This window comes from Burkholderia sp. (assembly GCF_018375725.1).
Lineage (GTDB): Bacteria > Pseudomonadota > Gammaproteobacteria > Burkholderiales > Burkholderiaceae > Burkholderia.
Genome location: NZ_JAHACR010000088.1, coordinates 1 through 13,761, shown reverse-complemented (window position 1 = coordinate 13,761; position 13,761 = coordinate 1). Strand labels below are relative to the sequence as shown.

Annotated in this window: 13 protein-coding genes; 8 read left to right on the top strand and 5 right to left on the bottom strand. The window is 64.1% G+C overall.

Features of this window, described 5'->3' with window-relative positions; all coding sequences use genetic code 11:
* Together KH616_RS12260 and clpS are read right to left on the bottom strand one after the other, a co-directional pair.
* Positions 1–700 (bottom strand): Clp protease N-terminal domain-containing protein (locus KH616_RS12260; protein ID WP_292244790.1); only part of this gene is annotated, 700 nt, incomplete at its 3' end.
* Positions 697–1,011 carry an ATP-dependent Clp protease adapter ClpS gene (clpS, locus tag KH616_RS12255; protein WP_292244788.1) on the bottom strand — a complete coding sequence of 105 codons (315 nt, stop codon included), beginning with the start codon at positions 1,009–1,011 and terminating at the stop codon, positions 697–699. The genes KH616_RS12260 and clpS, both read right to left, overlap by 4 nt.
* Positions 1,012–1,258: 247 nt before the next feature.
* Between clpS and KH616_RS12250 the strand changes: the two genes are divergently transcribed.
* Positions 1,259–1,393, top strand: coding sequence for a hypothetical protein (locus KH616_RS12250; RefSeq protein WP_292244786.1), 135 nt, complete (start codon positions 1,259–1,261; stop codon positions 1,391–1,393).
* 162 nt (positions 1,394–1,555) lie between these two features.
* Positions 1,556–1,759 (top strand): cold-shock protein, encoded by a 204-nt coding sequence (locus KH616_RS12245; RefSeq protein WP_004196460.1) that lies wholly within the window; start codon positions 1,556–1,558, stop codon positions 1,757–1,759.
* A gap of 119 nt (positions 1,760–1,878) precedes the next feature.
* Here the strand turns inward: KH616_RS12245 and KH616_RS12240 are convergent, their stop codons facing one another.
* Complete coding sequence (locus KH616_RS12240; RefSeq protein WP_292244382.1) at positions 1,879–3,477, bottom strand: multicopper oxidase family protein; 1,599 nt, start codon at positions 3,475–3,477, stop codon at positions 1,879–1,881.
* Positions 3,478–4,008: 531 nt separating this feature from the next.
* Here KH616_RS12240 and KH616_RS12235 point away from each other — a divergent pair.
* Positions 4,009–4,242, top strand: coding sequence for a hypothetical protein (locus KH616_RS12235; protein ID WP_292244381.1), 234 nt, complete (start codon positions 4,009–4,011; stop codon positions 4,240–4,242).
* A gap of 157 nt (positions 4,243–4,399) precedes the next feature.
* Here the strand turns inward: KH616_RS12235 and KH616_RS12230 are convergent, their stop codons facing one another.
* Together KH616_RS12230 and icd are read right to left on the bottom strand one after the other, a co-directional pair.
* A complete protein-coding gene (locus KH616_RS12230; protein ID WP_292244380.1) occupies positions 4,400–6,628 on the bottom strand; it encodes an NADP-dependent isocitrate dehydrogenase in 2,229 nt (742 codons plus the stop codon).
* Between the two features lie 250 nt (positions 6,629–6,878).
* On the bottom strand, positions 6,879–8,135 hold the full coding sequence (gene icd / locus KH616_RS12225) for an NADP-dependent isocitrate dehydrogenase (RefSeq protein ID WP_292244379.1): 1,257 nt from the start codon (positions 8,133–8,135) through the stop codon (positions 6,879–6,881).
* A 249-nt stretch (positions 8,136–8,384) separates the two neighbouring features.
* Here icd and KH616_RS12220 point away from each other — a divergent pair, with 249 nt between their 5' ends.
* The 5 genes from KH616_RS12220 to KH616_RS12200 all read left to right on the top strand — a co-directional run.
* Positions 8,385–8,963: a pseudouridine synthase gene (locus KH616_RS12220; protein ID WP_292244378.1), complete on the top strand. Its 579-nt coding sequence runs from the start codon at positions 8,385–8,387 to the stop codon at positions 8,961–8,963.
* 271 nt (positions 8,964–9,234) lie between these two features.
* Positions 9,235–9,456 carry a hypothetical protein gene (locus tag KH616_RS12215; RefSeq protein WP_292244377.1) on the top strand — a complete coding sequence of 74 codons (222 nt, stop codon included), beginning with the start codon at positions 9,235–9,237 and terminating at the stop codon, positions 9,454–9,456.
* Positions 9,457–9,616: 160 nt separating this feature from the next.
* Positions 9,617–10,117, top strand: a complete 501-nt coding sequence (locus tag KH616_RS12210) for a DUF192 domain-containing protein (RefSeq protein ID WP_292244376.1) — start codon at positions 9,617–9,619, stop codon at positions 10,115–10,117.
* A 217-nt stretch (positions 10,118–10,334) separates the two neighbouring features.
* A complete protein-coding gene (gene fusA / locus KH616_RS12205) occupies positions 10,335–12,449 on the top strand; it encodes an elongation factor G (protein ID WP_292244375.1) in 2,115 nt (704 codons plus the stop codon).
* A gap of 1,057 nt (positions 12,450–13,506) precedes the next feature.
* The coding region (locus tag KH616_RS12200) for a hypothetical protein (RefSeq protein ID WP_292244374.1) at positions 13,507–13,761 on the top strand (255 nt) is incomplete at its 3' end.

The following is a 13,761-nucleotide window of genomic DNA, read 5'->3' as shown; positions in this document are numbered from 1 at the left end:
TGCGATACGCGAGCCCTTCGGCGATCGCCGTCTTGCCGACGCCGGCTTCGCCGACGAGCAGCGGATTGTTCTTGCGGCGGCGGCACAGCACCTGCACGACGCGCTCGACTTCGGACTCTCGACCGATCAGCGGATCGATGCGGCCGTCCTTCGCCATCTGATTCAGGTTCTGCGTGAACTGGGCGAGCGGGGTTTCCTTCTGCGCGTTCGCGTCTTCGCTTTCGGCGGCCGCGTCGCTCGACTTCGCGGCCTCGCCGCTGTTCGTCTTGGCAATGCCGTGCGAAATGAAATTGACGACATCGAGACGCGTCACGCCCTGCTGCTGCAGGTAGTAGACCGCGTGCGAATCCTTCTCGCCGAAGATCGCGACGAGCACGTTCGCGCCGGTGACTTCCTTCTTGCCGTTCGACGTCGACTGGACGTGCATGATCGCGCGCTGGATCACGCGCTGGAAACCGAGCGTCGGCTGCGTGTCGACGTCGTCGGTGCCCGGTACGGTGGGCGTGTTGTCGTGGATGAAATTGCGCAGGTTCTGACGCAGATCCTCGATGTTCGCCGCGCATGCGCGCAACACCTCGGCTGCCGTCGGATTATCCAGCAGGGCGAGCAGCAAATGCTCGACCGTAATGAACTCATGGCGCGCCTGACGTGCTTCCATGAACGCCATGTGCAGGCTGACTTCCAATTCCTGGGCAATCATGCTTCCTCCATCACGCACTGCAGCGGATGCCCGGCCTGCCGCGCATGGGTAACGACTTGCTCAACCTTGGTCGACGCGATGTCCCGCGTATAGACCCCACAAACCCCCCGCCCTTCGCGATGGACCTTCAGCATGATCTGCGTGGCCGTTTCGCGATCCTTCTTGAAATACTCCTGCACAATCATCACGACGAATTCCATCGGCGTGAAGTCGTCGTTGAGCAGCACCACCTTGTACATCGAAGGCGGCTTCAGCTTTTGCTGCTTGCGTTCCAGGACGGTGCTGTCCTGCTTGTCCGGGATAATCGCCATACACCCATTCTAAACAACTCGGACAGGCCCGCAATCCTGTCATAACCCGACCGACCGGCCGGCGCCCTCCCCGGTTTCCCGGAAACACGCCGATGCTTTCGCACCATACGAAAGCCGGCTGCGGTGCCGGCTTTCACGTGTGGCGCGCGATGCGAACCGTCACGATGTGAATCGGACCGGAACGTCGCGCTTGCATCCAGTATCCCACAAGCCGGGATCGCTCGAACGCGTGTCATTCGAGCCTCGTATGTGGGGCGATTATGCGTCTTTTCAAGTCGGCGCGCTTGCCGCGGCGTTGCAACGCAAAGCCGGAAAAACCCTGAAAATGGGCTCTTTACAACGTCCGTCCATGCGTCTAAAAATTTTCTTGACACTCAAATAAAGAGCGCCAACAATCAAGCTGGCACTTTTTTCAAATTGCCGGACAGGCAAAACGATGAAGGCCGAGGTGAGCTTGTGAGGGGGGAACGGCTGTATTTTCCGGTCGTTTAGCTTTTCGAGCGTGCTCGTGGTAAGTAGCGACTGTGTGACAGGGGAAGTAGGTATGGCAACTGGTATTGTCAAATGGTTCAATGACGCGAAGGGCTTCGGTTTCATCACCCCCGACGAGGGCGGTGAAGATCTGTTCGCACACTTCTCGGCAATCAACATGCAGGGCTTCAAGACCCTGAAGGAAGGCCAGAAGGTGAGCTTCGAGGTCGTGCAAGGACCGAAAGGCAAGCAAGCTTCGAACATCCAGGCCGCCTAAGGGCAACGGATTTCGGATGTGGAAACCCGGCGCGATGCCGGGTTTCTTTTTTCGTGCCGGGAGAAGCGGTCCGTCGATCGGCGGCTTGCCACCCTCGCCGCATGGCATGCCGCACCGTGTCAGATAACCTTCAGCGTGCCCATCATGCCGAGATCCTCGTGCTCGAGGATATGGCAGTGAAACATGCGCTCGCCCCGCGCATTCTGTGACGTGAGAATCGTCACTACCTCGCCTCTTCGCACGTTCACCGTATCCCGCCATGCGCGGAACGGCTCCGGCGTGCGCATACCGTTCGACGCGCGCTCGATCACCTGAAACTGCGTGCCATGCAAATGGAACGGATGGTCCATGTCGGTATCGTTGCGGATCGTCCAGCGCTCGACGTCGCCCACCCGGCTCGTCAGCGTCGCGCGGTTCGGCGCATACGTGTCGCCGTTGATCGTGAAGCGCATGCCGGCCGGACGGCCATGCGCCTGCGCGGAGGCGCCCATCATCGCGTCCATGTCCATCTCTTCACCGAACGCGACCTCCTTGTGCGCGACCGGCTCGCCGAGCCGCGGCACCGCGCGCAGCGTCGGGGGGAGCACGCGCGCCGCGGCCGGCGAGAACGCGACATCGGCGAGCGGCCGCGCCGGATCCGGCGGCAGGCTGCCGTGTTCGTCGTCGGACATGGCCATCTTGCGTCGATCGTATTCGGCGGCAAGCAGCACGGCGCGCGATGCCCTGTCGCCGACTCGCACCAGTACTTCCGCGCGCTCGCCGGGTGCGAGCAACAGCGACGTCACGCGACGCGGCGCGTCGAACAGCCCGCCATCGGTGCCGACCTGCTCGAACGCACGGCCGTCATCGAACGCGAGCCGAAGGTAACGCGCGCTGCACGCATTCCACACGCGCCAGCGTTCATCGCCCGCGACAGCAATGCGCGGCCGGCGCGCTCCGTTGACCAGCACGAACTGGCCTTCCCGGCCATTCATCCAGTCCATCATGTCGTTCGGCGGAATCGTGCCGTCGCGCGCCAGCTTCAGGTCGGACACGAACAGGTTGCGCTCCGGCCAGCCCGCGAGCGGATCGTCGGCTGCGCGCACGATGAAAGGCCCGGCCAGCCCGCGAAACACCTGCTCGGCCGTCATCATGTGCGGATGCGGGTGATACCAGTACGTGCCTGCGCTGCCCTTCGGGAGCGTGAAGCGGTAGACATGCGACGCGCCCGGCGCAACCGGATCGGCCGGGTTGCCGTCCTGATCGGGAGGCACCGGCAGGCCGTGCCAGTGCAGCGTCGACGGCTGCGGCAGCCGGTTCACGAAGCGGATCTCGACCGTGTCGCCCTCGCGGACGTCGATCAGCGGCCCGACAACCGGGCCCTGCGTGCCGGCGCCGAATTGCCAGAAAGTCGTCGGCCGTGCGCCGCGCAGCATCGCGCGCGCCACCGGCTGCGCGACGAGCGTCGCGCGGAATATGCCGGGCTCGCTGCTTTCGTTCGCGAGCGTGCGCAGTCCGGCCAGCGGCGCGCCGGCAGGCAGCGCATCGGGCGCTGCGAGCGCGGCCGGCGCCCGCCCGTGATGCGCGTGCCCCGACATGCCGGGCATACCGGGCATGTCGTCCATGCGATCCATGTCGGACATGCCCGCGTGGCCCGCATGTTGCGCCCACGCGCTGCGCGCGAACATGGACGCGACCGCGATGCCGATCGCGCGTGACAAAAATGCTCTGCGTATCATCAATCGATCCTCGTTCCTGACGGTCATTGTCGACGCACGGCCTCGAAGTTGCGCTGGGCGCCCGCCGTCCCGTCGTGATGGCGCCATCATATCCGCCCGTCGCGTCCCACGACGACAGCGTCGGCTCCACCGCCAAAGACCTATGGCGACCGGACGCACACCGCCTTGGCCCGACGAACGCAGAACCTCCCTAAATTTCACGATGCGGAAAGATGCCTTGCACTATAAAAATTTGTGGTGCGGAGCACAAATTCCCGGTTTCGCAATGCCGAAAATCGTTCCACAATACGGAAGCATGCAAATAAATCATTGTTTACAATGAATTTATTTTTCACCACACATCGTTCTCGCACGCAACATGCAATGAGGGCACGGCCGTAGACTTTGTCTCATGCACTGGCGATACGCGGTGACACGGGAATCAAATCAGCAACCCGCCCGCGATCGCAGCCGAAACCAGCCGAGCCGGAACCTGCCCGTTACGCAGGGGAGCCCACACGAATCGCGTGTCATCAGCAAGGGAGAACGGAAATGAAAGGATTTCGCTTTGGTTCAGCGCAAGGGTCGTTCTACATCCTGCCGGGCAACGACGGCTGGGAAGTGACGTTCGGCAATGCTCTGCTCGGCGCATTCCCGAGCCCCGAGCATGCTGCCGATCACATTGCACGCGGCGTGGACTGCCCCGAAATGTCCGAACTGGACACGGCGACCCTCGATATTCCGGAGCAGATTGCGGACTGGGAAATCGTCCACGTGTCGGTATGAATTGCTTCGGCGGGCACACCCGCTCGATTGGCAAGCGCGCGAAGCGGCCAGCACGGCGCGGCACACGCGGATCGTCGATCCGCGCCGTCCGCGCCGCCCTGCCCGCCCCGTCTTTCCAGCGGCGATCGCGCCTGTTTGCGCGATCGTGCCGGCCGCGTTAAGCGACGGCGTCGACGATGTCGTTCAGCGTGCCGCTCGGGCGCATCGCCTGGCTCGTCAGATCGACGTCCGGGCGATAGTAGCCGCCGATATTCATCGGCTTGCCCTGCGCCGCACCCAGTTCCTCGAGAATGCGCGCCTCGTTGTCCGCGAGCGCCTTCGCAACACCGGCGAACTGCGCCTGCAGCGCCGCGTCGTCGGTCTGCCCGGCAAGCGCCTGCGCCCAGTACAGGCACAGATAGAAATGACTGCCGCGATTGTCGAGACCACCGACCTTGCGTGCCGGCGACTTGTTCTCGTCGAGGAACTTGCCCGTTGCCTGATCCAGCGTCTTCGCGAGGACGAGCGCCTTCGGGTTCTGGTATGCATGCCCCAGGTGTTCGAGCGATGCGGCGAGCGCGAGGAATTCGCCGAGCGAATCCCAGCGCAGGAAGCCCTCTTCGGTGAACTGCTGAACGTGCTTCGGCGCGGAGCCGCCGGCGCCCGTTTCGAACATGCCGCCGCCGGCCATCAGCGGGACGATCGACAGCATCTTCGCGCTGGTGCCGAGTTCCATGATCGGGAACAGGTCGGTCAGGTAGTCGCGCAGCACGTTGCCCGTCACCGAGATCGTGTCCTTGCCCGCGCGGATGCGCTCGAGCGAGAAACGCGTCGCGTCGACCGGCGTCATGATGCGGATATCGAGGCCGTTCGTGTCGTGATCCTTCATGTACTGCTCGACCTTCCGGATGACCTGCGCATCGTGCGCACGAGCCGCATCGAGCCAGAACACCGCCGGCGTGTTCGTCGCACGGGCACGGTTGACCGCGAGCTTCACCCAGTCCTGCACCGGCGCATCCTTGGTCTGGCACATGCGCCAGATGTCGCCGGCCTCGACCGCATGCTCGAGCAGCACGTTGCCCGCCTCGTCGATCACGCGCACGATGCCGTCCGCCGGAATCTGGAACGTCTTGTCATGCGAACCGTATTCTTCCGCGGCCTGCGCCATCAGACCGACGTTCGGCACGCTGCCCATCGTCACCGGATCGAAGGCGCCGTGCTGCTTGCAGTCCTCGATCACCGCCTGGTAGACGCCTGCGTAGCAGCGATCCGGAATCACGGCCTTCGCGTCGGCCAGATTGCCGTCCGGGCCCCACATGCAGCCCGACTCGCGAATCATCGCCGGCATCGATGCGTCGACGATCACGTCGCTCGGCACGTGCAGGTTCGTGATGCCGCGATCCGAGTTGACCATGGCGAGGCGCGGCAGGCGCGCGTATGCCGCCTTGACGTCGGCTTCGATCGCTTCGCGCGTGTCGGCCGGCAGATCCTTCAGGCGCGCGTACAGATCGCCGATGCCGTTGTTCGGGTTGAAACCGGCGCGCGCGAGCAGATCCGCATGCTTTGCCAGCGCGTCCCGGTAGAACACCGATACGACGTGGCCGAAGATGATCGGATCGGAGACCTTCATCATCGTCGCCTTCAGGTGCACCGAGAACAGCACGTCCTGGGCCTTCGCGTCCGCGATCTGCGCTTCGAGGAAGGCGCGCAGCGCGCGCTTGCTCATCACCGACGCGTCGATGATCTCGCCCGCCTTCACCGCCGTCTTTTCCTTCAGGACCTTCTTCGCACCGTCCGTCGTCGTCAGCTCGATCTTCACGCTGCCGGCCTCGCCGATCAGCGCCGAGCGCTCGCTGCCGTAGAAGTCGCCGTCGGTCATGTGCGCGACGTGCGCCTTCGAATCGGCACGCCACGCGCCCATCTTGTGCGGATGCTTGCGTGCATAGTTCTTGACCGACAGCGGCGCGCGGCGATCCGAGTTGCCTTCGCGCAGCACCGGGTTCACGGCGCTGCCCTTGATCTTGTCGTAGCGGACCTTGACGGCCTTCTCGTCATCGGTCGCCGGCTCTTCCGGGTAGTTCGGCAGCGGGTAGCCCTGCGCCTGCAGCTCGGCGATCGCGGCCTTCAGCTGCGGTACCGACGCGCTGATGTTCGGCAGCTTGATGATGTTGGCTTCCGGCTTCAGCGTGAGCTGGCCCAGTTCGGCCAGGTCGTCCGATCCCTTCTGTCCGGCCGGCAGGCTGTCCGCGAACGCCGCGATGATGCGCCCGGCGAGCGAGATGTCGCGCGTCTCGACGGCGACGCCGGACGAGCGCGTGAACGCCTTGACGATCGGCAGCAGCGAATAGGTCGCGAGCGCGGGCGCTTCGTCGGTGAGGGTGTAGATGATCTTGGGCGAAGTGGACATGGTCGATGCGTTGCTACGTGAGAATGGGAACTGAAGATCGCCGGCGGTAACCGGCGGAAGGCGACCGGGTAGGTCGCGAATGGGAAATGCGCCCGCTCAGCCGGGCCGCGATATTGCGTGGGCGCCGGACGCGCGGATCGGCGGCATGCCTGCATGGCGCCAGCCCACGCTGCCCGGCCTGCCGGCGGCAGACCGGCAGGGAAAGCGTGCGCCGGGGCGGCCGGATTGCGCCGGCCCGCCCCGGACGGACTTACATGTTTTCGATCAGCACTTCGCCGAAGCCCGAGCACGACACCTGCGTCGCGCCTTCCATCAGGCGCGCGAAGTCGTACGTGACGCGCTTTTGCTGGATCGACTTTTCCATCGCGGCGATGATCACGTCCGCCGCCTCGGTCCAGCCGAGGTGACGCAGCATCATTTCGGCCGACAGGATCTCCGAACCCGGGTTCACGTAATCCTTGCCCGCGTACTTCGGCGCCGTGCCGTGCGTCGCCTCGAACATCGCGACCGAATCCGACAGGTTCGCACCCGGCGCGATGCCGATGCCGCCGACCTGCGCCGCCAGCGCGTCCGAAATGTAGTCGCCGTTGAGGTTCAGCGTCGCGATCACGTCGTACTCGGCCGGGCGCAGCAGAATCTGCTGCAGGAATGCGTCGGCGATCGAATCCTTGATCACGATCTCGTTGCCCGTCTTCGGATTCTTGATGCGCATCCACGGACCGCCGTCGATCAGCTCCGCGCCGAATTCCTTCTGCGCGAGCGCGTAGCCGGCGTCACGGAACAGGCCTTCCGTGAACTTCATGATGTTGCCCTTGTGCACCAGCGTGACCGACTTGCGGTCGTTGTCGATCGCATACTGGATCGCCTTGCGCACGAGACGCTCGGTGCCTTCGGTCGACACGGGCTTGATGCCGATGCCGGAGGTCTCCGGGAAGCGGATCTTCTTCACGCCCATCTCGTCCTGCAGGAACTTGATGACCTTCTTCGCCTGCTCCGATCCGGCCGCCCATTCGATGCCCGCGTAGATGTCTTCCGAGTTCTCGCGGAAGATCACCATGTCGATCTTTTGCGGCTCGCGCACCGGCGACGGCACGCCCTTGAAATACTGAACCGGACGCAGGCAGACGTACAAGTCGAGTTCCTGGCGCAGCGCGACGTTCAGCGAACGGATGCCGCCGCCGACCGGGGTCGTCAGCGGCCCCTTGATCGACACGACATATTCCTTCAGCACCTGCAGCGTCTCGTCCGGCAGCCACACGTCCGGGCCGTACACCTTCGTCGCCTTCTCGCCCGCGTAGATCTCCATCCAGTGGATCTTGCGCTTGCCCTTGTACGCCCGTTCGACCGCCGCATCGACGACCTTGATCATGACCGGGGTGATGTCGAAGCCCGTACCGTCGCCTTCGATATAGGGAATGATCGGCTGATCGGATACGTTGAGCGAGTAATCCTTGTTGACGGTGATCTTGTCACCGCCCTCCGGAACCTTGATGTGCTGATACGGCATGATCGACTCCAGTGACGTGGCTGAGCAGGTAATTCTGGTCGAAGCTGCGCACACGGGACTGCGGCAAGCCCACTCCCGTGACTGCTACAGCGAGCCGCCATTCTAGCGCCCCATTTGGGCGCTGCGGCGCTGCGTATCAAGTCTCCCCTTATGTCTTATATAAGACAGATGACTTGGCGTTCCGTATTATGCATTAAGATTCCGCCATTTGCCATAGACCGCCCGCGCACGCCGGGCGCGCACGACGTCATGACCCTGATCGCCCTCAACAAGCCATTCGGCACGATTTGCCAGTTTTCCGCACACGAGACGCGGCCGTCGCTCGGCGACTGGGTCAAGGCGCCCGGCGTCTATGCAGCCGGCCGGCTCGACGCGGACAGCGAAGGGCTTTTGCTGCTGACCGACGACGGCGCGCTGCAGGCACGCATCGCCGAGCCGCGTCACAAGCTCGTCAAGCGCTATTGGGCACAGGTCGAGGGCGCGCCGGCGCCCACCGACCTGAAGGCGCTCGCGCGCGGCGTCGACCTCGGCGACTACATCACGCGCCCGTGCCGCGCCGAATTCATCGATCCGCCGGAATCGCTCTGGCCCCGCACCCCGCCGATCCGCTATCGCGCCGCGATCCCGACCACGTGGATCGAGCTGGCGATCACCGAAGGCAAGAACCGGCAAGTGCGCCGGATGACCGCGGCGGTCGGCTTCCCGACATTGCGTCTCGTGCGCGTCGGCATCGGCGCACTGGATATATTCGCGCTCGGCATTGCGCCGGGCGAGACAATCAAATTGCCGCCACGTGCACCGTGGGACGGCTTTGCGCGCATTGAATGAGATTTCCGCACCGCGCGATTTTTTTCGTCAACCGTCTGAGAAGATCACGCGTTAAACGATCCAGATGCCAAACAAAGCTATCCGGCATGAGCGACCGAACCGCGTTTGCGTCACGAAAGTGACGTTTTTCTCGCATACGATTCGGCGCTCACAGCGCAAAGAGAAATTTCTCGACGCGTCTGTCAACCGAAAGGTGGATGGCACCGTTAGACGACATGACTCTCATATTGCCGGGTCATTTGGTTAATTAACTAAAGCTGAGGAACACAACATGAACAAACTGATCGCTGCTCTGGTCGCTGGTCTCTTCGCAACGGCTGCTTTCGCACAAGCTTCGGCACCGGCAGCTGCTCCGGCTGCTCCGGCTGCTGAAAAGGCAGAAGCTGCTTCGGCACCGGCAAAGAAGGCTCACAAGAAGCACGCTCACAAGAAGCACGCTTCGAAGAAGGCTGCTGCTAGCGCCGCTGAAGCACCGGCTGCTGCTTCGAACTAAGCACGCAAGCTGTAATAACGCAGTCAAGAACACGCGTAGTTGCCGTTCTTACGGCGTTGAAAGGCAGATCACCGCAAGGCGATCTGCCTTTTTCTTTGGTGTGCCCGCGTGTACGCTTCGCGTACCATGCGGTTCTTGTTTTCCCGAAAGGAGCCCTGCTGTGCGATTTTCCCTGCGCTCGTCGCTCGGCCGCCTCGCGCGCGCCGCCGTGTTTCCCGCCGCGTTCGCCTGTGCCGCGCTCGGCATGCAGGCCGCCGTCGCGCAAATGCCGCCCGGCGCCAAGCAGCCGAGCGAATTTCCGCGCGCCAAGCTGCGCGCCGGCATGTACGTGATCGATGCGGCCGTCGCGGCGAACGACGCCGACCGCGAGCAAGGGCTGATGTATCGCTCGACGCTCGCGCCGAACGAAGGCATGCTGTTCGTGTTCAACGAGAACGCCGTGCATTGCTTCTGGATGAAGAACACGCTGATCCCGCTGTCGATCGCGTTCATCCGCGCCGACGGCACGATCACCGACATCGACGAGATGCGGGCCGAAACGACCGACAACCACTGCCCGCGCAACAACGGCGTCTACGCGCTCGAGATGAGCAAGGGCTGGTTCGCGGCCAAGGGCATCAAGCCCGGCATGAAACTCGACGGCCTGCCGAAGCTGCAGTAACCCACCTCGCCGCGGCGCGACGCCGCGCACGACCGTCAACCGGCCGCTTCGCGCGCCGGTTTTTTTTCGCCCGCGGAGCCGGCCCGCGCGCATGGAATCCGCACCTGCGGGCGGCATCTGCAAAAGCCGCGAGCACGCGCTATGCTTTAAGTCTCGCTTGATTCAACACGGTCCGGCGCAGTCGGCCGGCTTTCGCCCCGAACCACTGGAGGTTCACGTGCCCCGCAAAACCCCCATCGAGCGCTATCGCAACATCGGGATCAGCGCTCACATCGATGCCGGCAAAACCACGACTACCGAGCGCATCCTGTTTTATACCGGCGTGAGCCACAAAATCGGCGAAGTGCACGACGGCGCGGCCACGATGGACTGGATGGAGCAGGAGCAGGAGCGCGGCATCACGATCACGTCGGCCGCCACGACGGCGTTCTGGAAAGGGATGGCCGGCAATTATCCGGAATACCGGATCAACATCATCGACACGCCGGGACACGTCGACTTCACGATCGAGGTCGAGCGTTCGATGCGCGTGCTCGACGGCGCGTGCATGGTCTACGACTCGGTCGGCGGCGTGCAGCCGCAATCGGAAACCGTGTGGCGCCAGGCGAACAAGTACAAGGTGCCGCGCATCGCGTTCGTCAACAAGATGGACCGCGTCGGCGCAGACTTCTTCCGCGTGCAGCGGCAGATCGGCGAGCGCCTGAAGGGCGTCGCCGTGCCGATCCAGATTCCGGTCGGCGCGGAGGATCATTTCCAGGGCGTCGTCGACCTCGTCAAGATGAAGGCGATCGTCTGGGACGACGAGAGCCAGGGCGTGAAGTTCGCCTACGAGGAGATTCCGGAAGCGCTGCGCGCGACCGCCGAGGAATGGCGCGAGAAGATGGTCGAAGCCGCCGCCGAGGCGAGCGAGGAACTGCTCGAGAAATACCTGAACGACCATCACTCGCTGACCGAGGAAGAGATCAAGGCCGGACTGCGCAAGCGCACGATCGCCAACGAGATCGTGCCGATGCTGTGCGGCAGCGCGTTCAAGAACAAGGGCGTGCAGGCAATGCTCGACGCGGTGATCGATTACCTGCCGTCGCCGGCCGACGTGCCGGCGATCATCGGCCACGACCTCAACGACAACGAGGCGGAACGCCATCCGAGCGACGACGAGCCCTTCTCCGCCCTCGCGTTCAAGATCATGACCGACCCGTTCGTCGGGCAGCTGATCTTCTTCCGCGTGTACTCGGGCGTCGTCAACTCGGGCGACACGCTGCTGAACGCGACGAAGGACAAGAAGGAACGGCTCGGCCGGATCCTGCAGATGCACGCGAACGAACGCAAGGAAATCAAGGAAGTGCGCGCGGGCGACATCGCGGCGGCGGTCGGACTGAAGGAAGCGACCACGGGCGACACGCTGTGCGACCCGGCGAAGCCGATCATCCTCGAGCGGATGGAATTCCCCGAGCCGGTGATCTCGCAGGCGGTCGAGCCGAAGACCAAGGCCGACCAGGAAAAGATGGGCCTCGCGCTCAACCGCCTGGCGCAGGAAGATCCGTCGTTCCGCGTGCAGACGGACGAGGAATCCGGCCAGACGATCATCTCCGGGATGGGCGAGCTGCACCTCGAAATCATTGTCGACCGGATGCGGCGCGAGTTCGGCGTCGAGGCGACCGTCGGCAAGCCGCAGGTGGCGTACCGCGAGACAGTGCGCACGACGGCCGACGACGTCGAGGGCAAGTTCGTCAAGCAGTCGGGCGGGCGGGGCCAGTACGGTCACGCGGTGATCAAGCTCGAGCCGAATCAGGGCAAGGGCTACGAATTCCTCGACGAGATCAAGGGGGGGGTGATTCCGCGTGAATACATCCCTGCGGTCGACAAGGGCATCCAGGAGACGCTGAAGAGCGGCGTGCTCGCGGGCTACCCGGTCGTCGACGTGAAGGTGCACCTGACGTTCGGTTCGTATCACGATGTCGACTCGAACGAAAATGCGTTCCGCATGGCCGGCTCGATGGCCTTCAAGGAAGCCATGCGCCGCGCGAAGCCCGTGCTGCTCGAACCGATGATGGCCGTCGAAGTCGAGACGCCCGAGGAATTCATGGGCAACGTGATGGGCGATCTGTCGAGCCGGCGCGGCATCGTGCAGGGCATGGAAGACATCGCGGGCGGCGGCGGCAAGATCGTGCGCGCCGAGGTGCCGCTCGCCGAGATGTTCGGCTATTCGACCTCGCTGCGATCCGCGACGCAAGGCCGCGCAACTTACTCGATGGAGTTCAAGCACTACGCGGAAACGCCCGCGAACGTATCCGAAGCGGTCATCAACGCGAAGCGCGCCGACACGCGGTAACGTGACGCCCGCGTCCGGGCATGCCTGAAAGCCCGTCCGTTCGCGGACGGGCTTTTTTGCGCGTGCAACGACGCCGCCCTCTCAGACAAGTCCAAGCCGATTCCGTCCGGCCGGCGCGCTGTTCAGACCAGGTTTCGATACTGCAACCGAAAGCGGCCGGCTCCCGATTGCGGGATCGAGGCGTCGGAACGGCTCGTGGACGGATCCGCGCCGGCCCCCGCTGCAAGACGTGCGGAACACGATCGACGCGCGATCCAGCGCTGTCGGTCACGGCATTGTCAGGCTGTCTCGACCTTCGGATTGCGTCGACTCTGCTCCGCCACGGGCAGCGCGCGGCCGATACGCCGGCGCGCTGATCGCCCGCCCCACGTTTCATTTCGGAAACAAAACCTCCTCCCGAACGTTGCATCAGGCGACAGTTCCCTGACGACTGCCTTGCGCCGCAAGCATGAGCGGCAAATGGCACGGATATCGCAGATAGGGCTTCGCACGGCGGGCCTGCGCGCCGACCGAGATCCCCGAACGGCCTCATGTGCCGGTCCGGATCCGATCGGCCGCCGATACCACAACGCACTTTTCATGGCCCCCGCGCAAAACCACGCATAAAGCGTCGCGGCGACGGGGCATCGCGCGCTTTGGGAGGCCATGATGCAAAGAACGAAACAGCCGTTCCGTACGGCGGGACGACGCTATCGCACGACCCTGCTTGCCGCCGCCGCGATCGCGTGCTGCTGCGGCACATACGCGATCGCACAGGAGGCCGTTCCGGCCAGCGCCGTCGCGGTCACGCAATTGGACGACGCTTCTTACCTTTCCCCACTGCAGATCGCGCAAAGCGCGCCGCCGGATACGGCAGGCCAGGCCATCGAACCGGCGGGACGCACAGTCCGGATCGCGGGACGCGTGCCGTGCGCGGACGATCCTGACGGCTGCGGGCCCGGCTCCCGCGCCGGCATCGGCGTAGGCACTAGAGGGACTGGCGGAACCGGCACGGGCACGGGTACAGGCAGCGGGACAAGCGGCGACAGCGGAAACGGCAGCGTCGGGCCGTCCGGACATGGCGTCGGCGGAACGACAACCGGTTCAACCGGCAGCAGCAACTCTGCTGGCAACGCATCTGGCAGCGGCGGGTCGGGTGGTGGAACGTCTGGCGGAGGGACTTCCGGCGGTGGGACTTCTGGTGGCGGAACTTCTGGTGGCGGAACTTCTGGTGGCGGAACTTCTGGCGGCGGGACTTCTGGCGGCGGGACTTCTGGCGGTGGGACTTCTGGCGGTGGGACTTCTGGCGGTGGGACTTCTGGCGGTGGGACTT